The 22929-nt window shown below is 31.6% G+C and carries 20 protein-coding genes, 9 tRNA genes and 1 pseudogene; 9 read left to right on the top strand and 21 right to left on the bottom strand.

What is annotated here, in order from left to right:
• Positions 1-5: 5 nt before the first annotated feature.
• Positions 6-239, top strand: a complete 234-nt coding sequence (yidD, locus tag LQ686_RS08860; protein ID WP_239733280.1) for a membrane protein insertion efficiency factor YidD — start codon at positions 6-8, stop codon at positions 237-239.
• A gap of 36 nt (positions 240-275) precedes the next feature.
• On the opposite strand, the gene menC is transcribed toward yidD, so the two are convergent.
• The 4 genes from menC to LQ686_RS08880 all read right to left on the bottom strand — a co-directional run bounded on the left by menC (position 276) and on the right by LQ686_RS08880 (position 4934).
• The gene (menC, locus tag LQ686_RS08865; RefSeq protein WP_025905547.1) at positions 276-1274 is read right to left on the bottom strand and encodes an o-succinylbenzoate synthase; all 999 of its coding nucleotides are present in this window, start codon (positions 1272-1274) and stop codon (positions 276-278) included.
• Entirely contained in the window at positions 1261-2670 is a 1410-nt protein-coding gene (menE, locus tag LQ686_RS08870; protein WP_107565785.1) for an o-succinylbenzoate--CoA ligase, read from the bottom strand. The genes menC and menE overlap by 14 nt, the downstream gene beginning before the upstream one ends.
• Before the next feature lie 116 nt (positions 2671-2786).
• Complete coding sequence (locus tag LQ686_RS08875; protein ID WP_239733281.1) at positions 2787-3953, bottom strand: MFS transporter; 1167 nt, start codon at positions 3951-3953, stop codon at positions 2787-2789.
• A 141-nt stretch (positions 3954-4094) separates the two neighbouring features.
• Positions 4095-4934 carry a DegV family protein gene (locus tag LQ686_RS08880; protein WP_103361856.1) on the bottom strand — a complete coding sequence of 280 codons (840 nt, stop codon included), beginning with the start codon at positions 4932-4934 and terminating at the stop codon, positions 4095-4097.
• Between the two features lie 363 nt (positions 4935-5297).
• On the opposite strand from LQ686_RS08880, the gene LQ686_RS08885 reads away from it, so the two are divergent.
• Positions 5298-5726, top strand: a complete 429-nt coding sequence (locus LQ686_RS08885) for a GNAT family N-acetyltransferase (RefSeq protein WP_239733282.1) — start codon at positions 5298-5300, stop codon at positions 5724-5726.
• Positions 5727-5746: 20 nt separating this feature from the next.
• Positions 5747-6061, top strand: a pseudogene (locus tag LQ686_RS14360) (EamA family transporter); the annotation flags it as partial.
• A gap of 370 nt (positions 6062-6431) precedes the next feature.
• Here LQ686_RS14360 and LQ686_RS08895 read toward each other — a convergent pair.
• The 12 genes from LQ686_RS08895 to hemE form a co-directional block, all read right to left on the bottom strand.
• Positions 6432-6520: transfer RNA gene (locus LQ686_RS08895), tRNA-Ser, on the bottom strand.
• 42 nt (positions 6521-6562) lie between these two features.
• Positions 6563-6634, bottom strand: a tRNA-Glu gene (locus LQ686_RS08900).
• Between the two features lie 3 nt (positions 6635-6637).
• Positions 6638-6712 (bottom strand) — tRNA-Asn (locus LQ686_RS08905).
• 7 nt (positions 6713-6719) lie between these two features.
• A tRNA-Gly gene (locus LQ686_RS08910) sits at positions 6720-6793 on the bottom strand.
• A gap of 20 nt (positions 6794-6813) precedes the next feature.
• Positions 6814-6889, bottom strand: a tRNA-His gene (locus LQ686_RS08915).
• Positions 6890-6909: 20 nt separating this feature from the next.
• Positions 6910-6982, bottom strand: a tRNA-Phe gene (locus LQ686_RS08920).
• A gap of 10 nt (positions 6983-6992) precedes the next feature.
• Positions 6993-7068 (bottom strand) — tRNA-Asp (locus LQ686_RS08925).
• Positions 7069-7082: 14 nt separating this feature from the next.
• A tRNA-Met gene (locus LQ686_RS08930) sits at positions 7083-7156 on the bottom strand.
• Positions 7157-7243: 87 nt separating this feature from the next.
• Positions 7244-7318, bottom strand: a tRNA-Glu gene (locus LQ686_RS08935).
• Between the two features lie 731 nt (positions 7319-8049).
• Positions 8050-9444 carry a protoporphyrinogen oxidase gene (gene hemY, locus LQ686_RS08940; protein ID WP_239733283.1) on the bottom strand — a complete coding sequence of 465 codons (1395 nt, stop codon included), beginning with the start codon at positions 9442-9444 and terminating at the stop codon, positions 8050-8052.
• Positions 9445-9476: 32 nt separating this feature from the next.
• A complete protein-coding gene (gene hemH / locus LQ686_RS08945) occupies positions 9477-10397 on the bottom strand; it encodes a ferrochelatase (RefSeq protein ID WP_025904824.1) in 921 nt (306 codons plus the stop codon).
• Between the two features lie 40 nt (positions 10398-10437).
• Positions 10438-11490 (bottom strand): uroporphyrinogen decarboxylase, encoded by a 1053-nt coding sequence (gene hemE / locus LQ686_RS08950; RefSeq protein WP_025904823.1) that lies wholly within the window; start codon positions 11488-11490, stop codon positions 10438-10440.
• A gap of 166 nt (positions 11491-11656) precedes the next feature.
• Here hemE and LQ686_RS08955 point away from each other — a divergent pair, with 166 nt between their 5' ends.
• A complete protein-coding gene (locus tag LQ686_RS08955) occupies positions 11657-12184 on the top strand; it encodes an antibiotic biosynthesis monooxygenase family protein (RefSeq protein WP_025904822.1) in 528 nt (175 codons plus the stop codon).
• 60 nt (positions 12185-12244) lie between these two features.
• Here LQ686_RS08955 and ecsB read toward each other — a convergent pair whose 3' ends face one another.
• Complete coding sequence (gene ecsB / locus LQ686_RS08960; RefSeq protein ID WP_107565465.1) at positions 12245-13465, bottom strand: ABC transporter permease EcsB; 1221 nt, start codon at positions 13463-13465, stop codon at positions 12245-12247.
• Complete coding sequence (locus LQ686_RS08965) at positions 13458-14195, bottom strand: ABC transporter ATP-binding protein (protein ID WP_037589715.1); 738 nt, start codon at positions 14193-14195, stop codon at positions 13458-13460. The genes ecsB and LQ686_RS08965 overlap by 8 nt, the downstream gene beginning before the upstream one ends.
• A gap of 128 nt (positions 14196-14323) precedes the next feature.
• Between LQ686_RS08965 and LQ686_RS08970 the strand changes: the two genes are divergently transcribed.
• The 5 genes from LQ686_RS08970 (at position 14324) to LQ686_RS08990 (ending at position 17475) form a co-directional block, all read left to right on the top strand.
• Entirely contained in the window at positions 14324-14746 is a 423-nt protein-coding gene (locus LQ686_RS08970; protein ID WP_025904819.1) for an HIT family protein, read from the top strand.
• 64 nt (positions 14747-14810) lie between these two features.
• Positions 14811-15188, top strand: coding sequence for a YtxH domain-containing protein (locus LQ686_RS08975; protein ID WP_025904818.1), 378 nt, complete (start codon positions 14811-14813; stop codon positions 15186-15188).
• Positions 15189-15284: 96 nt separating this feature from the next.
• Positions 15285-15830, top strand: coding sequence for an HTH-type transcriptional regulator Hpr (locus LQ686_RS08980; protein ID WP_025904817.1), 546 nt, complete (start codon positions 15285-15287; stop codon positions 15828-15830).
• A gap of 38 nt (positions 15831-15868) precedes the next feature.
• The gene (locus LQ686_RS08985; protein WP_025904816.1) at positions 15869-16432 is read left to right on the top strand and encodes a DUF3267 domain-containing protein; all 564 of its coding nucleotides are present in this window, start codon (positions 15869-15871) and stop codon (positions 16430-16432) included.
• A 71-nt stretch (positions 16433-16503) separates the two neighbouring features.
• The gene (locus LQ686_RS08990) at positions 16504-17475 is read left to right on the top strand and encodes a peptidylprolyl isomerase (RefSeq protein WP_025904815.1); all 972 of its coding nucleotides are present in this window, start codon (positions 16504-16506) and stop codon (positions 17473-17475) included.
• Between the two features lie 51 nt (positions 17476-17526).
• Here the strand turns inward: LQ686_RS08990 and yhaM are convergent, their stop codons facing one another.
• The 3 genes from yhaM to LQ686_RS09005 are packed head-to-tail and all read right to left on the bottom strand — an operon-like array spanning position 17527 to position 22587.
• Positions 17527-18468: a 3'-5' exoribonuclease YhaM gene (yhaM, locus tag LQ686_RS08995; RefSeq protein WP_025904814.1), complete on the bottom strand. Its 942-nt coding sequence runs from the start codon at positions 18466-18468 to the stop codon at positions 17527-17529.
• Positions 18465-21398: an ATP-binding protein gene (locus LQ686_RS09000; RefSeq protein ID WP_025904813.1), complete on the bottom strand. Its 2934-nt coding sequence runs from the start codon at positions 21396-21398 to the stop codon at positions 18465-18467. Before LQ686_RS09000 ends, yhaM begins: the two co-directional genes overlap by 4 nt.
• A gap of 4 nt (positions 21399-21402) precedes the next feature.
• A complete protein-coding gene (locus tag LQ686_RS09005; protein ID WP_025904812.1) occupies positions 21403-22587 on the bottom strand; it encodes a metallophosphoesterase family protein in 1185 nt (394 codons plus the stop codon).
• Positions 22588-22929: the final 342 nt, after the last annotated feature.

Raw genomic sequence — 22929 nt, forward strand, 5'->3', positions numbered from 1 at the left:
TTGCTATGAAAAAAGTATTTATTAAATTAATACGCCTTTATCAACGATATATATCGCCACTGACACCACCAACATGCAGGTTCCAACCAACATGTTCTAACTATGCTGTTGAAGCTATTTCAGAGTATGGGGTTATAAAAGGGACTTGGTTAGGTACGAAACGCATCTTAAAATGCCACCCATTTCATCCAGGTGGCTACGATCCTGTTCCACCTAAAAAAGATAAATTAACAAAATAAAAGGCATATGCGCTAAAAATTTAGCACATATGCCTTTTATTTTGTTAATTTATCTTTATCAACTATCGGTCGTACATATTTAATTTGATGACCATTAGTCTTTGCGCTATCAACAACGAAATCTTCCGTGAAGTAATAATCACTTGGCGTCACATCACTCGGATATGAACTGTGCTGTGCCAAGTAAGCTGTAAAGTAACTACTAAGTCCAAATTCATACATTCCACCTATGACATATTTAAGTCGATGTTCGTGACAATATTCAATAATTTCAAGTGCTTTATCTATCCCTCCAACACGTGAAGTTTTAATCACAACACCATCGATAAGATGTTGCTGATTAAATTGAATAATTCCCTCTAAATTTAGAGCACTTTCATCAATAAATACTGGTAACTCGAGCGTATTAACATGCTCAATATAGTCCTCATATTTAGAAAATGGCTGCTCAATATATATAAATTGTTCATCTTTAAATGTATTTAATAAAGAAACATGTTCATGATTTAACACGCCATTTGCATCAATCGCTCTTTGTATTTGCGGATAATATTCTGTTAAAAATTCTATATCTTGATTAACTTCGTCATGCCATTTTAATTTAATTCTCGTTGGTAATTCACCTTTATATTGCTTGAAATATTGTTCAATATTTTGATTAATTGTTGCACCATATGCTACTTCAATCGGCTTTAACTCATGGAATTTCTGAAAGAATATCATAGACATAACGCTACGTGCATTCGGATATTCATTGAGTTCATCTATTAATTCACAACATAATGGATAGCTATTAAAATCAACAAATTCATGTTTTTCGAACCATTTTATTAAAGTTTCTTCAACTTTATTTATTGTCTCGAAATGATACCAGTCACTATTAAACGCATTGCATTCACCATAATATGTAGACCCATTCATGTCTTGCCATTCTACAATTAATGCTTCTCGTTCATTTAATTCTACTAAAGGTGTTCGTATTGGTACTCTGAAAGGTGCTTTGAATCTATAGTAATGCAAACTATTTTTTCTCATTCATGACCCACGCCTTTACTTTATATCTTGAAAGTTTACCTGTTGAAGTTCTTGGAATTTCATTTATTTTATAAAAGTATTTTGGGTGTTTATACTTTGCTAATTTTGTAGCGAGTATATTTTTAAATACATCATCTTGGATAGTCTGTTCCGCTTCATACACTAATGCTGGTACTTGCCCCCACTTTTCATCATCAACTGGTACAACAACACAATTTTGAACGTCAGGATGATTTAATATCACATGTTCAATTTCAAATGGATAAATATTTTCTCCACCACTAATGATTAAATCTTTTCTTCTATCATAAATATATACATAACCTGAATTATCTATTGATCCCACATCACCTGTTTTAAAATAACCATCTTCAAATGTATCTGAATTCTGACTACCTGTTAAATAACCATTCATCACATTTCCACCATATACAGCGACTTCCCCATGTCCTTCTTTATTTTGATTTAAAATTTTAAGTCGAACATTTGAAGGTACTTTCCCTACTGTACTTGGTTCTTCACGTAACATCTCTGGACTTGCTGTCACAAACTGCGAGCATGTTTCAGTCATTCCAAACGAATTATAAATCGGTAATTGATTGTCTAACGCTTTATTAATCATCGTTTCGGATAACTTTGCGCCGCCTAATAATATTTTTTCTAATTGATATGGTTGTGTTAACTCATCTTGCATCAACCATTGTAATGTTTGAGGCACTAATGAAATATGTGTGATGTTATCATTTTTAATTAAATGCATTACGCGATTTACATCAAATTTCGGTTCTAAAATAAGTGTAAAACCTTCTATTAAACTACGTATTAACACACTTAAACCTGAAATATGGTAAATCGGCAAGACGGACAACCATCTCGTTGATTCATCATAGCCGAGACTTTCTTTGCAACCCATTGCACTAAAATAATGATTTGAAAAAGTTTGTGGTACAGCTTTTGCAGGACCAGTTGTACCAGAAGTAAACATAATCGTCGCAATATCATCCATATCAAACGTAAAATCATAATTCTCATGTTTACTGTCTTCCAAATAAATATCCTCAATATCAATACAATTTTGCTTGATATTTAAAGGTTTATACGTAAAGACCGTTTGAACGCCAATACTTTCTAATTGTTGTTCAATTTCAACTGGTGTTAACTTCGTATTAATCATAACCACTTCTACATTTGCTAACCAAGCTGCAATGATAAGTGATGCATGTTTAATATCATTCTTGATATATAATCCAACTCTTTTCAATTGAAGTTGTTTAATGTAATGTGCTTTATTTTTAGAATCGTTAAATAGTTGTTCATACGTTAATTCAACATCACCTTGTTGAATTGCAATTTTATGCGGTGCACGTAACACCTGTTGTTCAATCCAATGTTTCATCGTTTGGACCTCCTTATACCATTATTCATTATAACGATATTTTTGAATTTAAACATAAAAAATGCTTTATAATATCAAAAAACCTAGGCGATTAATTCACCTAGGTTTCCATCATATTAGATTGCTTCTTTTTCTCTTCTTTGCGTAACGAATCGTTCAAGTAATAAGAAGACAAGTCCTATAATTGTTAAGAATGGCGCGACTAACGCTAAATCCTTAACTTCTAATTGACTAACTACGATACCGCCGATGAACGCACCAAGCGCATTACCGATGTTAAATGCAGATTGGTTCATCGTACTAGCAAGCATTGGTGCATCTTGTGAAATGACCATACTTTTAAATTGTAATGATGGGCTCATACTAAAGCCAATCAAACCAAATACAAAAATACCGACAACCATTAGCAAGCTATAGTTTTGAATAAAGTACATCATAAAGATATATATTGGGAAGACGATAAATATCGTATTCAGTGCTTTATTTAAATTCCAGTCTGCTAATTTTCCACCAATAATATTACCAAATGTTACACCAACACCGAATATAATAAGGACAAATGAAATCCAGCGTTCTTCTATATGCGAAACATTGATTAATATTTGAGAAATATACGTGAAATAAGCAAATACACTACTGAATCCGAATAGTGTTACACCTAGTGTCAGCCAAAGTTTAACATCTTTTAATACACTCAATTCATTTTTAATTGAAAACGGCTGTGTATCTTTTTGGTTAGGTACAAATCGAATAATACCTATTAATGTTAATAGTCCTAGAACACTAATAATAATAAATGTCATTTTCCAGCCAAATATTTGCCCTACAAATGTTCCGAATGGTACACCAATGATGTTGCTCATTGTTAATCCCATAAACATTAACGCCATTGCACTTGCTCTTTTATGAGGCGGTACCATACTTGCTGCTAGTATTGATCCAATACCAAAGAATGAACCGTGTGCTAAAGCGGCAATAATTCTACTTAACATAAGCGAACCATAATTAGGTGCAATACCACCTATCCCGTTACCTACTATAAAAATAGCCATTAATAAGACGAGTAAATTTTTTCGAGGTAATTTATAAGTCGCTAACACTATAATCGGTCCGCCAATTGCAACACTCAATGCATAACCTGTAATTAATTGACCCGCATCAGATACAGTTACATCAAGATCTCTTGCAATATTAGGTAACAAACCCATGATTACAAATTCAGTCATACCTATCGCAAAAGCACCAAGGCTTAGTATCCAAATCGCTAAAGGATATTTTTTCATGTCTCAACGCTCCTTTAATCTTATTATTTTAATCAGATTTAACCATATTAGTACTTTTGCTATGCAATTACAAGAGTTTTTTTGAATTTTGTATATAAAAAAACCTGAGAAATTAAATTCTCAGATTTTTAAACGTTTTCATTATTGAGTTTGTATCCAACCTATTCCAATTGTGCCATACCCCGTATGAACAGATGCTACTGGAACTAACGGTTCGACATATACATTAACATCTTTATTTAAAGTTAAAATGCGCTCTCTCCATACATGTGCTTCTTGCTCATTTCCTGCATGTAACACACCAATGTTTGTAACACCTTTATCAATAATTTCTTTAATATGTGTGATTAAATAAGCTTCTATTTTCTTATTGCCTCTAGACTTAAGTTCTAAGTCGATTGTACTATTCTCTAATTTCAATAGTAATTTAATATGAAGTAAGCTACTTAATAAATATTTGCTATTCGAAACCCTTCCACTATTCTTTAATTGTTGTAAGTTTCGTGGCAACAAATATAATTCACTTGTATGTTTAACTTCTTCTAACTTATTAACGATTTCTTCAAATGAATAGTCCTCGTCATAAAGTTTTCTACCATACTCGACTAATTCTTTTTGAGGAAAGCTTCCTGTTCCACTATCAATTACACGAATTTCCATAGGGAAAGATTGTGCAGTTGATAACGATGATGCATATGTTCCTGATAAACTACTAGAAGGATGAACCGCAATAACATGCGTATAACCTTCTTCTTGAATTTGCTCATACGTCTCAATAAAATCTTGAGGTGTAGGTTGAGCCGTTTTAGCACCATTACCATTTTCTTTTAACATATCAAAAAATAACTTTGAACTTTCAAATTCTGAATCTTTATAAGGTTTGTCATTAATAATTGTAGATAAAGAAACGACAAATAAATCTTTATCATCCATATTTTGATCAATATAAGTTGTTGTATCAATTAACCACGCTAATTTCATTACTTCCTCCATTGTATATACAATAAATGCATTCACTTTATAAATAAGTATTTTTAACCTAACTTAATTAATAACATATAATCACTATTGAAACAATTAAAAACAGAACTGATAAGTTAAAGCAATCATATAATAAATACCGCAAATATCATTCTAGTATAATAAATTGATAAATACATAGAAAACACAATACCTTTACACCAATGAATCAAATTTTAACGTTAGAATATTCCTATAAATTTATTATTAAAATATAGCATTTATAAGATTGTAACTTTATAAAAAAATGACAATACGCTATACGCATTTAACCTACATATGCTATCATTTTAATATTGATAACGAGTTAGGAGTCATAACAATGTGCTTAGTAAAAACAGAACTACAAGAGAAAGATTATCCACTTGCATTAAAAATTTGGGAACGTTCCGTACTCGCAACACATCACTTTTAAAAGAGGAAGACAGAATTGCATTAAAAAAAGAAATACCCACCTACTTAAAATATGTAGATGCAAACTTATGGCTATACGATGGAGCAGCTGTTGGTTTCTCAGGTATCAATAAAGGTAACTTAGAAATGTTATTTATAGATCCAGAACATTTCAGAAAAGGATTTGGAACTGAAATACTTCAACACTTGTTAACTGAAGATCATATCCAAAAAGTTGATGTAAACAAAGATAACGAGCAAGCCTTGAACTTTTATATTAAAAATGGATTTAAATCATATAAAGAATCTTCACATGATGAACAAGGCAGAGATTATCCAATCATACATCTAAAATTATAATTTAAATTGGGGTTTTGCTTATGAATAAACAGACTAATATGTTATTACTTATTTCAATTATTGCAATTTCACTAGCTGCCATATTAGTAAAGCTATCAAACGCCCCTTCTAGCGTAATAAGCATGAACAGAATGTTTATAGCAGTCATCTTGCTAGTACCCTTTGCATATCGATATAAAAAAGAAATCTTCAAATTAAACCTTAAAGATTTTCTATATCTTGTATTAGCTGGTCTATTTTTAGCTCTTCATTTCGGATTATGGTTTGGTTCATTAAAATTAACAACCGTTGCTAGTTCAACAGTCATATTATCTTTACAACCCATTATTGCGGTTTATGATACAAATAAATCTAATCCAGACAATTCATTAAATCATTATTATAAGCTAATTTATTTCTGTAATAGAGTTAGTGGAGAATTAACAACAAGTGTTGAAACCAGTTCAGTTAAATACTTTGGAATCAATAATTTACCTGAACTATCGACTAAAAGAAATACAACAAAACAAATTAAAGAATGCTTTGAAAATAGAACAAATCATACTATTATTGAATAATTAAGTAATAAAAAAGAGCAAGTGTCAAAAAGTAAGAGAAATTTTCTCTAGACACTTTTTTGACACTTGCTCAAACGGATCAACTTACCAAATGCAAGAAAATCCAGCAATATCAACGTCTTGGATTAGTTGATTATTAAGGTACAAACGGAGAGTGAGGGATTCGAACCCTCGAGACGCTTGTGGCGCCTACACACTTTCCAGGCGTGCTCCTTCGGCCAACTCGGACAACTCTCCACAAACAAAAAAATCAGAAGCGATATTTCACCTCTGATTATATGACCCCTACGGGATTCGAACCCGTGTTACCGCCGTGAAAGGGCGGTGTCTTAACCGCTTGACCAAGGGGCCTTATGGCTCCACAGGTAGGACTCGAACCTACGACCGATCGGTTAACAGCCGATAGCTCTACCACTGAGCTACTGTGGAATAATAATGGAGCGGGTGATCGGAATCGAACCGACAACATCAGCTTGGAAGGCTGAGGTTTTACCACTAAACTACACCCGCTTAAGTAAATAATATATATATGGGGCGACTGATGGGAATCGAACCCACGAATGTCGGAACCACAATCCGATGCGTTAACCACTTCGCCACAATCGCCATACTTGTTTAAAAAAGTATGGCTCAGGACGGAATCGAACCGCCGACACAAGGATTTTCAGTCCTTTGCTCTACCGACTGAGCTACTGAGCCAAAATATAAATGGCGGTCCCGACGGGAATCGAACCCGCGATCTCCTGCGTGACAGGCAGGCATGTTAACCGCTACACCACGGGACCATCATTAAAAAGTATTGCGGGAGGCGGATTTGAACCACCGACCTTCGGGTTATGAGCCCGACGAGCTACCGAACTGCTCCATCCCGCGCTAATAATAAGTAATTTGGCTACCTTATTAATATAACACATTCATTAATATTATGTCAATAAAATTTTAATAAATTTTTATTAAAAATGGTGACCCCTACGGGATTCGAACCCGTGTTACCGCCGTGAAAGGGCGGTGTCTTAACCGCTTGACCAAGGGGCCTCTAATTGAGAACTACTTAAGTATATATAGAAATATAAAGAACGTCAATGCTATTTCTTTACTTTTCTTAATAAAAATTTGAACTTTTAACATCTATGTGACAATTGTCACTAAAGGGAGAAATAATCATTCAAAACACACTCTTTTTTATCTTCTAAAGTGTCATTTTTTCATGACTTTTACAGAAAAAAATGATCATAAAGTAGTTTTTTTGAAGTCATTGTGAAAAAGATGAATTAAAATTCCACATTTTTAATAAAGTATACATTAAGTTATATAGACATCTCTATGTTGCTTGTTTGGCCTGTCTTGCAACTTACAACGACTCTATGTTTCATGTTTGGCCTGTCTTGCAATTTACAGCTGCTCTATGTTGCTTGCCACCCTCCACTTGCACTATTCAACCTCTCAACATTGCTTGTCACACCCCACTTGCAATATTCAACCTCTCAACATTGCTTGTCACTCTCCACTAGCAATATTCAGACTCCCAATATTGCTTGTCACCCTCCACTAGCAACATTCAGTCCTCCAACATTGCTTGTCACCCTCCACTAGCAATATTCAGTCCTCCAACATTGCTTGTCACTCTCCACTAGCAATATTCACCCTCCCCCTCCAACAAAAAAACAGAAATTCTAATATTAAATTAGAATTTCTGTTCCTTTTCCCTGCACTTCCATACGCTTTCTTCCACTTCCGCACACTATCTACTTACTACTTTCTACTATCTACTTCAAATACTCTATCATCTTGTCACTTGCGTTCTTAGCCATTTGTACACAGTCTGGTAATCCGACTGCATCAAATGAAGCGCCTGTTATGATAAGGTTATGATAATTCTGATCGATATGTTCTTGTATATCTCTAATACGATCAATATGACCGACTTCATATTGAGGCATGCTGTGTGGTAATTTCGTTACGATAAAGAATTCTGGTTCTCCTTTAATCGCCATGATTTTATTCAAATCATTTAGAGCGACTTGTTTCAATTGTTCTTCGTCTTTGTGATGAATAATATTTGAGCCTGGTTTACCTACATATGCTCTTAATAAGACTTTTCCTTCTGGTGTTGTATGTGGCCATTTTTTGTTTGTCCAAGTACATGCTGTTATGGCTGTATCACTTGTTCTTGCGATTACAAATCCAGTTCCATCTTTATCATTCACGACTTGGTCTTTATCAAATGCCATAACGACTGTTGCCACACTTGTTGAAGGCATATAGTTAAAGTAATCTAATTTAAGGTCATCTTCAAACCATTTAACGAAATGTTGGTGTGGTATTGTAACAATTACACCATCATATTCATGCTCTTCATTATTTATCGTCAAAATTGTTTTGTTATCTTTTTCTACTAAATTTTGAACTGGAGCGTTTAAATGTATTTGAACTCCTTTATCTTCAAGACTATCACGTAAAGTTTGAATGAATGATTCAAGGCCATGTCTAAATTGTTTAAATTGACCTTTTGGTTTAACTGTTACTTTTTTATCAGCATTATTTTTTGCTTTTTGAGCTATCATGCCTTTTATTAAGCCGCCCTCTTTTTCTTCTTGTTCTTTAAAATGAGGAAATGTTGTTTTTAAGCTTAATTTATCAATATTTGCACCATAAATACCTGCCATTAAAGGTTCGATTAAGTTTTCTAATACTTCATCACCTAATCTTTGTCTAAAGAAATGGCCGATTGATATATCTGTATGCATCGGTTTAACAGGTAAGAAATAATCTAATCCTGCTCTTAATTTAGCTGCTGGCGAAATCAATTGTGTCTTAAGAAATGGTTTGATTTCTGTAGGTATACCCATAATTGAACCGCCTGGTATTGGATATAACTTATTATGGCTGTAAATATATGATTGCCCTGTTTTATTTGTTACTAAATCATCAGCAATCCCAATTTCTTCAGCCAATTCTGTCATAATTGTCTTTCTACCTAAGTAAGATTCTGGCCCTAGTTCAATTGTATAACCATCTTTACGATACGTTTTGATTTTGCCGCCTACTCTGTCTGATTGTTCATATACATCAATTTCTGCATTTGGATAATCTCTTCTTAAATAATGGGCAGCAGATAACCCAGTTATCCCTGCCCCTATTATTGCAATTCGTTTTGACATTCTTAACACTTCTTTCTTAATCGAATATCGAATTAGAATTTTTTCTTAATTGCTGATACCATTGCTTCTATAAATTTAGGATCAATATTTGGCATTGGTGGTCTGTGATATTTCACGCCTAATTCATCACAAACAACTTTACATTCATAGTCGTTATCATATAATACTTCTAAATGTTCACATACAAATCCTACTGGTGTATAAATAAAGTGTTTATAGCCATGTTCATTATATAAGTCTCTTGTTAAATCTTGAACATCTGGTCCTAACCAAGGTTCTCCAGTTTGACCTTCTGATTGCCAACCTACTGATACATGTTTAATGTTAGATTCTTCACTTAAAATTTTAGCAGTTTCTTCTAATTGATCAGGGTATGGATCATTTGCTTTTTTAATTTTTTCAGGCAAACTATGCGCAGAAACGATTAATACTGTTTCATCATGACTTTCTTCTGGAATCGTTTGTAATGTTTCATCAATCATGTTTGTCCAGTAAGAAATAAATGCTGGTTCATTGTAAAATTGCTCAACGTGATGCATTGAAATGCCGTATTTATCTGCTTCTTCTTGAGCACGTTTATTATAACTTCCAACTGAGAAATTAGAATAATGAGGTGCTAATACAATCGTAACCGCTTCTTCAATACCATCATTATGCATTTGTTCTACTGCATCTTCAATAAATGGATGAATATGTTTTAAACCAATGTACAACTTAAATTCAACATCTTCATATGCTTCATTTAAAGCGCCAAGTAAACTTTCTGCTTGTTTCTCTGTTGTACCTGCTAATGGTGAAATACCACCAATCGCTTTATAACGTCCTTTTAAGTCTTCAATTTGCTCATCAGATGGCTTACGACCATGTCTAATGTGTGTATAATAAGGTACAATGTCACTTTCTTTATAAGGTGTACCATATGCCATAACTAAAAGTCCCACTTTTTTATTCATCTTCTATACTCCCTTTAATAAAATTAAGCTGTTTAATAACCTATCTTTGTTGTGATTTATATTTTGCTGAATAATCATGCACAAACTGAGCAACTCTTCTCAATGTATCAGGTTGTACTTCTGGAAAGACACCATGTCCAAGATTAAAGATATAATTATGGTCTACTAAACCTTGATCCAATATTTGAACGAGTCTTTGTTCAATAACTTCCCATGGTGCTAGTAAAATAGCTGGATCTAAGTTTCCTTGTAACGTCTTAGTAATACCTTTTTCCCTAGCTTCTTTGATTTGTAAGCGCCAATCTAGCCCGATTACATCAACCGGTAATTGATTCCATTCTTCTATTAAATGGCTTGCTCCAACACCAAATGTTGTAACAGGTACGTTCTTTTCTTTAATTGCTGCAAAAATTTTATTCATAGATGGTCTAATGAAATAATGATAATCTTCAGCATTTAACGCACCTACCCATGAATCGAATACTTGAATCATCTTACATCCAGCATCAATTTGAGCATGTGTATAGCGAATTGCCATATCTGCTAATGTATCCATTAATTTAAACCAAGCTTCTGGCTGTTTATACATAAACGCTTTAGTCTTATTATAATTTTTAGAAGGTCCACCTTCAATCATATAGCTCGCTAGCGTGAACGGTGCGCCAGTAAATCCTATTAATGGTACGTTTAGTTGTTCTTCTGTTAAAAGTTTAATCGTATCTAAGACATATTTCACGTCTTCTTCAGGATTGATTTGACCTAATCGATTAATATCAGAAATGTCTTTAATAGGGTTATGTATAACAGGTCCTATTCCAGATTTAATTTCTACATCTACACCAATTCCAGTTAAAGGTGTCATAATATCTTTATATAAAATTGCAGCATCAGTATTATATTGATCTACTGGTAATTTTGTAACATATGCACAAAGTTCTGGTTGATGTGTAATTTCAAATAATGAATACTTTTCTTTAATTTTTCTATATTCAGGCTGTGATCTACCTGCTTGCCTCATAAACCAAACTGGTGTATGAGTTGTTTTTTCTCCCTTTGCTGCTTTTAAAATTGTATCGTTAAACGGTACACTCATTTATTTCACCTCATTATAATCATTACAATCTATTTTAACATATTCTATTATAAAGACATCTATGTGTACAAAAATTCATAAATTATACAAAAGATTTCATGTATTGGTTGATTTTAGCGCTTACATGTTTATAATCTAATTAAAGAGATATAGGAGGTATATCATTATGAAATGTTATATAACAACAGGTACGTATCATTTTCTGCATAGTATAATGAAGAAACATCCAGATGAAGATATTCATCATTATACGAGACAAGATACGACAGTACTTATTCATGAAACAAATGGTGATACAGTATTTGCACAACCAAGAGAATATCGAATATTAGAATCAAAAGGTGTTTTTATCAATCATGAATTTATAGCAGCAAGCTACATTCCTGTATCTGATGAAATGCAACATCGATTCGAAAATCATTATGTAGATATCGACAGTCAATTTGATAATTTCGAAGGGTTCGAATCATTTAGATTACTTAAACCTCGAAAAGGCGATACTTATATGATATTAGTAGGTTTCGATTCAAACGAATTATATGAAGATTTCACAAAATCATCTTTCTATGCGGAATATTTCTCAAGAGAGGCTACTCGTAAATTCTCTGGCGCTGAACAATATTCAACAGCAAATTATACAAAGTATTGGTATAGACCTGAAGAAGATGAAGAAACAGAAAACGAAGAAGCATAATTATAAAATAAAAAAGAAGAAATGATTCTCACTGAGTCATTTCTTCTTTTTTATTTGTTATTAATCTCTAAGTAGCTCTTGATGTTTTTTAATTTTCTTAATGGACGAATCTATTGTTAACCAACCAACAACGAAGAATAATATAACGAAATAAATCGCTGTAACAAATTTCAAGATATATATGATTGATAAAATAATACCTAATACAAGCATGATATTAATTAAAAACTGATGATAGCCTTTAACAACTTGTCCTTCACTAACCGGCCATACTTGTGGCCACAACCCGTATGCTTGTTGTTTATAAAATTGAGATAATTGTAATATCAACAAGTACATGATTAAAGCACCTAATATGGCTGATATGAATGGCTGATCAATCCACCAAATTAATACAAGTCCGATAATCAATAATCTTAATACGATAAAGAATGCATCTTTCCCTCTCGCAAAACTTCTTACAAATAAGAATTTATACATATAATTTTGATTAAATTTCTTAGGACTCGGAACTTTTAAGAAGACATCTAAATATCTTCTGCGAACTGTTCGTTCATTTAATACTTTTACATCTGTAAACATATTAACGAATTTATAATAATTCATCTTATGATTATGTTCGATAGTGATTAATGTTTCCCACTGATAAAAAGTACCTCTATTGATATTTTCTAATAAAATAATTAAAGCAATCAATACGACAATAGATAATAGACCTGATAAAGCCCCTACTTTTAAAGTTGTGTAATAACCACTCGCATATACGATAAAGAGTAATACATTAATTCCCCATATTTCTAAACCATATTTTAACCAGAACCATTCCATCATCAGTCCTAGAATTGGAAAGATGAAACTCAAAACCATTACCGTGATATATAAATAAAATTTACCACCCATTAATTGATAGAATAATGGTAAACCGATCACTAATATTACGACTGGTAAATATAGTCGATTAAAATAACTATAAGTCAGTGCTTTTCTAATATAGAGCGTTAAGTGTTTTTCAAATGGTAACAAATATAACTTATCTGCTTCTCTAAAGAAAGTCCTCATTGGAAATATCGAACAAATAGATAATATAACTGAAAAGATTAAACGATAGTTAATATTTTGTGGAATATCTTTTAACCAATTACTATAGCCCAACGCAAAAGCGCCAATCATAATGGTTATAAATATCAAGAAATGACCATTAAAGATGAATTTATTGTAATTCATTTTCTCTAATACTTCTTCTCTTTGTCTAACCTTATATAAAGTATTTACATCATTCATACGCTTCACCTTGTGTTAAATGTATATAAATATCATCTAGTGTTGCATTAGTAAGTCCAGTTTTTTCTCTCAATTCTTCTAAATTGCCCATCGCTACTAAACGACCTTGATGTAATATAATAAATCGGTCGCAATATCTTTCAGCAGTTGCAAGTATATGTGTAGACATTAATACTGAAGAGCCTTGATTACGTCTTTCTACTATTAAATCTAACATTGTTTGTATACCTAATGGATCTAACCCTAAGAATGGTTCATCTATGATATATTGTGTCGGTTCAACTAAGAATGCACAAACAATCATAACTTTTTGTTTCATACCTTTTGAAAAATGTATCGGAAAGACTTTTAATTCATTTTCAAGTCTTAGTCTTTTCAATAACGGCATTGCCTTTTCAAGCGCTGTATCTTTATCAATACCATATGCCATTGCAGTCATGTAAATATGTTCTTCTAAAGTTAATTCATCATATAAAACTGGACTTTCTGGTATATATGTAAGATTTCTTCTATAAGATTCTATATCTGCTTTAATATCTATATTATTAATGGACATCTCACCTTGTTGTGGTGTTAATAAGCCAAGTATATGTTTAATTGTTGTACTTTTCCCTGCACCATTTAATCCAATAAGTCCTACGACTTCACTTGGTTTACATTCAAATGAGATATCATGGATAACAGCTTTTTTACCGTATCCACCTGTTAAATTATTCACTTTAATTGTCACGTGAACACACCTCCAAAATATATTGTAGCATGTTCTCAATGTTACATTCATTAAATATTATCTTTATCAGTGAGATGATATTACGAGCATGATATAATAAAACTAATATTTACATAGGAGATGATAGTATGTCAGAAACAATATTCAGCAAAATTATCGATGGTGAAATCCCATCATTCAAAGTTTACGAAAATGATTATGTATATGCATTCTTAGATATTTCTCAAGTAAGTAAAGGACACACATTACTTATACCAAAGAAAGCTTCACCAAATATTTATGAAACAGACCCAGAAACAATGAAACACATAGCTGAAGCTTTACCAATCGTTGCAAATGCCATCAAAAAAGCTTTCAATCCTGATGGTTTAAATATTATTCAAAATAATGGTGAGTATGCTTCACAATCTGTATTCCATATCCACTTCCACTTAATCCCTAGATATAAAGAAGATATTGATGGATTCGGTTATATTTGGAATACAAATGAAGACCAATTAGATGATGAGAAAAAAGCAGAAATCGCACAAACAATTCAACAGCATTTTTAATACACTGCATGTTTATAAAAATTCAGGGTATATATTTAAATAAGAGATATCAAGGAGGATAATTATGAAATTTTCAAGACTCGCAATTGGTGTTGGTGTAGGATTTGTTACAGGTTTTACAACAGCCATTTTAAATACAGACCGTTCTGGTGATGCTTTAAAGACAGATTTAAAATCAACTGCTGACGGATCTAAAATTCAATTAAGTGAAATTAAAGACAATGCTATTGAAATAAAAGATTATGTATTAAAGACTAAAGACGAAAGCCAAATTGCCATTCAATCATTAAGTGAAGAAATTAAAACGATGATTAATGAATTTAAAGCTGATATTAACCCTAATATTGAACAAATACAGAAAAATATTGAAAATATTAGCAATCGTGGCAATGAAATTCAAAAAGAAATTCAAAATACTAAGCTTCCATTTCTAAAAAATTAGAAAACGTGTTAAAATTATTATATTATTAAAGTGTTATAACTAAGCATGATACATTAGTATCATGCTTTTATTATACAAACAAAGGGGGATTTAACTATGTCGAATGAATTGGACATGATTGAAAAAATGTTATTTACTCATAAGGTTTCACAGTTATCTAAAGCTTTATGGAAGACAATCGAGAAAGATTGGCAGCAATGGATTAAGCCTTTCGACTTAAATATTAATGAACATCATATTTTAATTATTATTAGAAGCTTAAATGAAGCTACAATATCTGAAGTGAGTAAATATGGCGTTATGCATGTATCTACTGTTTTCAATTTCGCTAAAAATTTAGAAAAACGTGGCTATTTAACAATGCCTAAAAGTCAGCACGATAAGCGTACGACTTATTTAGAATTAACAGATAAAGGTCTTGCAGTGTTAAGAAAGACATATTTAAACTATTCAAATGATACGAACAGATTATATGAAATTGCTGCAGATTATGAGAAAGTCATGTACAATATGCCAGAATTTACAGATGTGAAATATATCGTTGGTCAAATATATGGTAGCGACTTTATTCATCACATTGAACAAAACCATGAGCAATTAAGAAAATATCTACTTGACGAACAGTCTGAGGATGATGCATAATATCAAGATAAATCATATCTTAGAAGGTGACATTAACCATGTTTTTGTGTTCTAAATCAATTAATATACAGTCTCGTTATGGATTGCAGAGAATTGTATTAATTAGTGCTTTAGTTTCATTCTTAACATTTATCGTCACTTACGAAATATTCAATTATATACAAACAGAACCTTTAAAGGACGATAAGTTTATACTATTCTTATTCGTCCTTTGCTTAATTTATCCAATTCATAAATTGTTGCATTTGATTGTATTAATGTATTATCGTAAGTCATTTAAAATGAACAAAACGACTAAAGCTAAACGTGCTTTACCTTTATATAATATTAGAGTAGATCAACCAGTTAATAAGATTGTATTTTGTTTTGCACTTATTTGCCCACTCGTTACGATAACTACCCTATCTATTGCACTCGTAAATATAATTCCACAATATGGACATTACATTTTATTTATCATGTCTATCAATATTGGCATATCAATTATCGATTTACTTTATTTGAAGATTATTTTATTTACAAAAAAAGGTACTTATATTGAAGAAAGAAAAAATGGTATCGAATTGTTAACAAAACGTTCACTGGATGCCGAACATTTATAGTTTATTTTTTGTATTTAAAATAGTATATATGCTATATTTATCATTGTATTCTTACAAAAGGAGTTCTATTTATGAAATCAATTAAAAAAATAGTGTTACCTGTAACACTTTCAGCATCAGTATTAACTTTAGGCGCTTGTGGTAATGGTTCAGATAATTCTGGAGAAACTTTAGTAGAAACTAAAGCCGGAAACGTAACTTCACAAGACGTACTAGACAAAATGGGTAGTAACGAAGTCGCACAAAATGCATTTCAAATTGTACTTAACAAAGTCTTAAAAGATAAATACGAAGACAAAGTTGATACGAAGAAATTAGACAAACAAGTTGATAAACAAATCGAGCAATACGGTGGTAAGAAGAAATTTGAAGAAGCACTACAACAAGAAAAACCAGGTGCTACTATAAAAGACTTTAAAGAATCTCAAAAAACTTCTAAATATCAAGAAGAATTTATCAACGATGCCGTAAAAGTTTCTGACAAAGAAATCGATGAAAATACTAAAAAGGCTTCACATATCTTAATCAAAGTTAAATCAGATGATTCTGATGAAGGTTTAAGTGATAAAGCAGCTAAGAAAAAAGCTGAAAAATTACTAGCTCAAATTAAGAAAAACCCAGACGACTTTGAAAAAATTGCTAAGAAAGAATCACAAGATGAAGGTACTAAATCTAAAGGCGGCGCTCTAGGATTTGTATTGAAAGGTCAAATGGATGAGTCATTTGAAAAAGCATTATTCAAACTTAAAAAAGATGACGAAATTTCAGATGTTGTTAAATCTCAATATGGTTACCATATTATAAAAGCAGATAAAGGCGAACCATCTAAGAAAGAAAAAGCGAGCCTTAAAGAACAATATCGTCAACTAAAAATCCAAAAAGAACCTAAGATCATCATCAATGCTTACAAGAAATTATTAGATGAATACAAAGTTGACTACAAAGATAAAGATATTAAAAAAGCAATCGAAGATAATATCTTAAACGAAAAAGCATTACAACAACAACAAATGCAAGCAGCACAACAATCATCAGCAAGCTAAAATTAAAAAGCTATGAAGAAACGTTAAACGTTACTTCATAGCTTTTTTTGATTAATCTAAAGTTTCAGGTTTATAAAATTGTCTATTTTCTAAAGCAAAGATGCGCTCTGTAAATTGACCTTTATCTACTTTTTTAAGATGTTTTTCAAACATCATCATTCTTGCATCAATATTATCAATAAAATGAAGAATTTCTGCTTCTTTAACCATAGGTAATTTTGGTGAACCATACTCTAATTTACCGTGGTGACTTAAAACTAAATGTCTCAATAAGAGGACTTCTTCCCCTTCTATATTGTGCTCTTTTGCAACTTGTGCAATTTCATCACTAACGATTGAAATATGACCTAATAAGTTCCCTTCAACTGTGTATGATGTAGCGACTGGTCCTGATAACTCTTTTACTTTACCTAAGTCATGCAAGATAATACCACTATATAATAAGCTTCTATTTAATATTGGATAAATATCACACAATGCCTTCGCTTGTCTTAACATTGTTACAACATGATAGCTTAAGCCAGAAACAAAATTATGATGATGTGAACTAGCTGCTGGGAATGTAAAATACTCTTTTTGATATTTTTTAAGTAATATACGTGTAATTCTTTGTAATTTAGCATTTTCAATATCTAGTATATACGTCATAATTTCTTCTGACATATCATCGATTGATAATGGCGCCGCTTCTAAGAAGTTTTCCAATTTCACATTATCTTCATCTACAGCCACTCTAAATTGATTAACTTTCATTTGTTTTCTTCCACGATAATCAATAACGTCACCTTTCACACGAATAATCGTTTCAGGTACGAGTAGTTGAATATCTTCATTTGTTACCGTCCATACTTTTGCTTCTATATCACCACTTTTATCTTTAAGATAAAGTGTCATATATGGTTTACCTTGAGCTGTAACACCTTGAGTTGCTCGATGAATCAAAAAGTAATGATCTACTGAGTCTCCTGGTTTCAATGTCTCTATAGTTCTCATTTGCTCTTAGCTCCTTCTATTTTTGTCAGCGTAATTGTTTGTTTCTGAGGTACATTTTGATCTTTATTACAAGTGAAATAAAGTATTTGAATATCATCTTTCATACTCATTAAATATTTAATCATAATTTCTTTACGATGTTTATCAAAATGCACAAATGCATCATCAACGATAATTGGAAATGGATAATATTTTTGTAATGATTTAATTAAACTAAATCTTAACGCGATATATAATAATTCTTTCGTTGATTGACTTAATTCAGTAGGATGGAATATTTGTCCATTTTCATGTCTAACTTGTACATTTTGTTCTTCATAAATAACTTGATTATATCTGCCTTCTGTTAATGCTTTTAAAATATCTGTAGCATCTTTTACAACATAAGGTAGTCGTTTATCTTTAATTTGTTTAATATGTGCTTCAACTAAGTTTTGTAAATAACTCAATGCAGCCCAATCATTTGCAGTTTCATTCACTTTATCTTTAAGTAAATGGTATTCATGTCTTAAAGCTGAAAGTGTTTCATCCGTTTCCATATGATTGATTTGAGCATTCAAATCACTTAATTCTGCTTGAACATTTAAATAACGATCATTATATTCATCAACTTGACCTTCTAACTGAGTACGTTCATTTTCTAGGTCTGTTTTTGTCATATAACTTAGTTGTGTATTTTTATCGTAATCGTAATTTTGATTGTTCAATAAATCTGTTAAATAATTAAATCGTTTTAAATCCTCATGATAAGACACATATGCTTTATGATGACGATAATAAGCTTCTTCATTATCTACACTAATGAAGTCAAATAATGATTGAATCACATTGTTATTTTCTTCTAAACGTTCATTCAATGCATTTATTTCATTGGTTAATAATGCTTGTTGGTCGTTATTGCGTGATTGAATATTAAATTCTTTTTGATGTTCGTCTAAAGCTTGTTTGACATCATGAAATAGTGAAATCTCTTGATAATGTAATCCAGCATGACTCACAATGCTATCAGCTTCTCTATAAAATGCTTCTAAAGCTGCTTGTTTCTCATCTCTTATTTTAGTAATGCGTGTAATTTCTAATCTATTTTGTTTAATTTTTCTAATTGTCGACAATGCATCATTTAATAATTGTGAAGATATTTGATTAGATACATGTAAACTTACTTTAGTTTCTTTAAGTGCTCTTTCTTTAGTCTCAATAATTTCTTCTACTTGTTCAAGTTCTTTATTTAATTCAGATTGCTTAGTAGATAGTATCTCTTGAGACTGATAATAACTTTCTAATTCTTGTCTAATTTTCGTTTGTTCATCAAGATTAAAGTCTAAATCATAAAATTGCTTTAAGTGTTGAACTTTCTCTTCTAATTCATCTATTTCTTTAGAAAATGCTTGATCATGATTTAACTCTTTAGATTTAATCATAAAGGCTAATCCAACTAATACAACACCTACAACAGCGAATATAGCACTAAATACAATTTGTGATGCAATAAACGCATAAATGGCAATTGCGATTAATAATATGCCACCAATGCCAGAAGCAAGTCTATATTGTTTACTTCTCTTTTCACTTTCTTCTTTTTGCTTATTAAAGCTTTCTTCCATTTTTTTGTATAGTGATTTCTTTTCGCCAAGCTCTAGCGCTTTTTGATTATATACTTTCTTTTGTTCATAGTTTTCATCAGATACGAGATCATTATGCAATTTATCAACATTGTTAGAGTAACGCTCTTGTTCAATTGATAATTGGTTGAGCGAACGTTTTATTTGTTCGCGTTCTGCAACGTTTTCTTCTCTAATGCGATTGACTTCAGCTATATGTGTCTTCATCGCGTCAGACGTATCTACATCTAAAAATTCTTCATTCCAGCCGATATCTTGTCTAAGTAATTCATTATCACGTTCAGCATTATCGATTTGCTGGTTTAATTGTTTTAATTCTTGATGTTTCTCTTTAATATCTGATTCTCTTTGTCTAATACTATTGAGCGCTTTTTCATCTCGTTCAGACATAACTTTAACATTTTCTAAAGTATGTACGACTTGTCCAAGCTTTTCATTTCTTAGCGTTAAATCGCGTTTAATACTTTCATTAGAACGTACAGCTGATTCATAGCGCTCTATCCCTTGTTCAGGGAATTCATATGGTTCTATATTTAAATTGCTTTCTAACTTCTTCCATTCAACCACTTCGTTATGTAGTGAAATTTCTTTTTCTTTACTTGTTAACCTATCAGTAAGTTTACCGAGATTCTCTTTTAATTGATTTAATCTTCGAGATGTTTTATCACGTTCATCTTGAAGTCTTTCATATTCTGAAAGTTTCTTTTCTTCGTTTTTAATCTTAATTTCTAAATCATTCAACTGCTCTAATTGAACATTTAGCACTGGATTTTTACCATTCTTCTTATATAATGCATCTTTCTCAACTTGCATTAAATCACTCATACCTGTGAACTCAGTTGAACCGAGTGCACCTGCTTGAAGTAAATACATTTGAAGTTGGTCTTCAGTTAAGTTCTTATGAATATCTTGTAATCCTAATACATTAAAAGAGAAGATACCTTGATAAGTTCGTTTATTAATGAAATTTAACTTTTGTTTCAGCCATTCTTCATCTTTAACTTTACCGTTAGAAAGATATACTTTAACGTCACCTGTTACGCGACCTTTAACTCTTTCAACTTCAACAATTTGACCATCGAAATCTAACACTAACTTACCGCCGTATTGGTTCCCTAGTCTTGGTTCCAATCTTGGTTCATTTTCTTTTTTAGTTGGAAAGCCAAATAATATAGAATGAATAAATGCTTGTATCGTTGATTTTCCTGCTTCATTCTCACCATATATTTGCATAAAACTTTGATCAAATTTTATTTTTCTAGACATGAGTTGGCCATAGCCATAAATTTCTAAAGATTTAATTTTCATCGCTTTAACCTCTCATTCTTCTTTTTAAAATTGCTTCCCCACGCTCAATAAGTGCTTGTTTATCAACATCACTAAATGGCTCTAAAAATCGATTTGCTTTTGGATTCATATACAAATCACTGAGTGCTTCTTCAAGAATGTTCTCGTCTTGTAGGATATCATCATTGAACTCATTCGCTAAAGCTACTTCTGAATCTTGATCAAAGAATACATTCAACTGTTCAACAAAGATAAAGTTTGTTTGATTCTCTTCATACTCTTGTATCAATTGAATAACTTGGTTAATTTCATCTTGTTTTAAAATTTCATCATGTTTAACATAAACATCTAATTGATAAAAAGCCTTACCTTCAGTTCTCACACTATCTTTGAATTTTTGTATCGCTTCGTATAATGCATGCTTACCTTTAGCTTGAGTTTCAATGACCGCTTTTTCAAACCTAATATATTGAGTTGGTTTGAATGATGCTTGTAATTTAGACTCATCACCTTCAACTAATAAATAACCCTTTTCACCTTTTTCTTTAAAATGACGGGCTTGTATATTACCAGGATAATGGACTTGAGATAACTCACTAATCATTGCTCTTTCGTGAATATGCCCCAATGCCCAGTAATGATATAATTTGCTATTTAAATCTTCAATATTGAATTCAGTATATCTTTGCTTCACTCCTGAAGCTTGTGAATATGTACCATGTAATACACCAATATGTATCCCTTTATTACCTGTAGATTCAGGATATTCATCAATTTTATTCTCATAACTTTGATCTTTTTGATAACTAAAACCATGTAAATAAACAACTTGTCCATTTTTCGTAATAAGTTGATAAGTAGAAACTTTATCAGAGAAAACTGTAACATTCTCTGGCCAAACTGTATGGACACCAACAGATAAAGGATCGTGGTTACCATGTATAATATAAACAAAAATTTGTTCATCTTGTAGTCTAAGAAATTGCTCTCTTAAAAACACTTCCGCACGCAAAGTTCTATTATTTTGATCAAATAAATCCCCTGCAATGACGATGAAGTCAACTTGCTCTTTAATTGCGTCGTCAACAATTTTTCTAAAACTATTATATGCACTTTGTTTTACATCGCTTAAAATAGAAGGGCTTAAATAATGTCTAGACTTAAATGGACTATCAAGGTGTAAATCCGCACAATGTATAAATTTAATCATATACCTAACCTCTTTCAATATTAGCTCATTTCTTAATTATTATATTCAAGCTCAACCAATAGAATAATCAGATTTATAAAGATTTTTAATGCTTTAATTTTACCATATTCCGCGCGTATACGATACATCGCACATATAAGATTAAACAACAAAAAAGCGACATATGAATTGTTAATTCGTGAGATTGTAATGGATACGTTATGAACACTTTCGCCCAAACTTGTTTATAACGGGGCTCTTGATTACAAAACTCAGTCAAGTCCATATGTTTGTGTAATATCTTTAGTATGTAATCAACCTTTGGTTTTTAATGAATCGAACAACTATATTTGTTTTGAAGTT

This window comes from Mammaliicoccus sp. J-M41 (assembly GCF_022385935.1).
Lineage (GTDB): Bacteria > Bacillota > Bacilli > Staphylococcales > Staphylococcaceae > Mammaliicoccus > Mammaliicoccus sciuri_A.

Coding starts and splice junctions, on each gene's coding strand:
- LQ686_RS08975 (WP_025904818.1), top strand. CDS start 14,811: ATGAAATTTTCAAGACTCGCAATTGGTGTTGGTGTAGGATTTGTTACA.
- LQ686_RS08990 (WP_025904815.1), top strand. CDS start 16,504: ATGAAATCAATTAAAAAAATAGTGTTACCTGTAACACTTTCAGCATCA.
- ecsB (WP_107565465.1), bottom strand. CDS start 13,465: ATGAATGATGTAAATACTTTATATAAGGTTAGACAAAGAGAAGAAGTA.
- menC (WP_025905547.1), bottom strand. CDS start 1,274: ATGAGAAAAAATAGTTTGCATTACTATAGATTCAAAGCACCTTTCAGA.
- yhaM (WP_025904814.1), bottom strand. CDS start 18,468: ATGAGAACTATAGAGACATTGAAACCAGGAGACTCAGTAGATCATTAC.
- LQ686_RS09000 (WP_025904813.1), bottom strand. CDS start 21,398: ATGAAAATTAAATCTTTAGAAATTTATGGCTATGGCCAACTCATGTCT.
- LQ686_RS08980 (WP_025904817.1), top strand. CDS start 15,285: ATGTCGAATGAATTGGACATGATTGAAAAAATGTTATTTACTCATAAG.
- yidD (WP_239733280.1), top strand. CDS start 6: ATGAAAAAAGTATTTATTAAATTAATACGCCTTTATCAACGATATATA.
- LQ686_RS08875 (WP_239733281.1), bottom strand. CDS start 3,953: ATGAAAAAATATCCTTTAGCGATTTGGATACTAAGCCTTGGTGCTTTT.
- LQ686_RS08955 (WP_025904822.1), top strand. CDS start 11,657: ATGAAATGTTATATAACAACAGGTACGTATCATTTTCTGCATAGTATA.
- menE (WP_107565785.1), bottom strand. CDS start 2,670: ATGAAACATTGGATTGAACAACAGGTGTTACGTGCACCGCATAAAATT.
- LQ686_RS08985 (WP_025904816.1), top strand. CDS start 15,869: ATGTTTTTGTGTTCTAAATCAATTAATATACAGTCTCGTTATGGATTG.
- LQ686_RS08880 (WP_103361856.1), bottom strand. CDS start 4,934: ATGAAATTAGCGTGGTTAATTGATACAACAACTTATATTGATCAAAAT.
- hemY (WP_239733283.1), bottom strand. CDS start 9,444: ATGTCAAAACGAATTGCAATAATAGGGGCAGGGATAACTGGGTTATCT.
- LQ686_RS08970 (WP_025904819.1), top strand. CDS start 14,324: ATGTCAGAAACAATATTCAGCAAAATTATCGATGGTGAAATCCCATCA.
- LQ686_RS09005 (WP_025904812.1), bottom strand. CDS start 22,587: ATGATTAAATTTATACATTGTGCGGATTTACACCTTGATAGTCCATTT.
- hemE (WP_025904823.1), bottom strand. CDS start 11,490: ATGAGTGTACCGTTTAACGATACAATTTTAAAAGCAGCAAAGGGAGAA.
- hemH (WP_025904824.1), bottom strand. CDS start 10,397: ATGAATAAAAAAGTGGGACTTTTAGTTATGGCATATGGTACACCTTAT.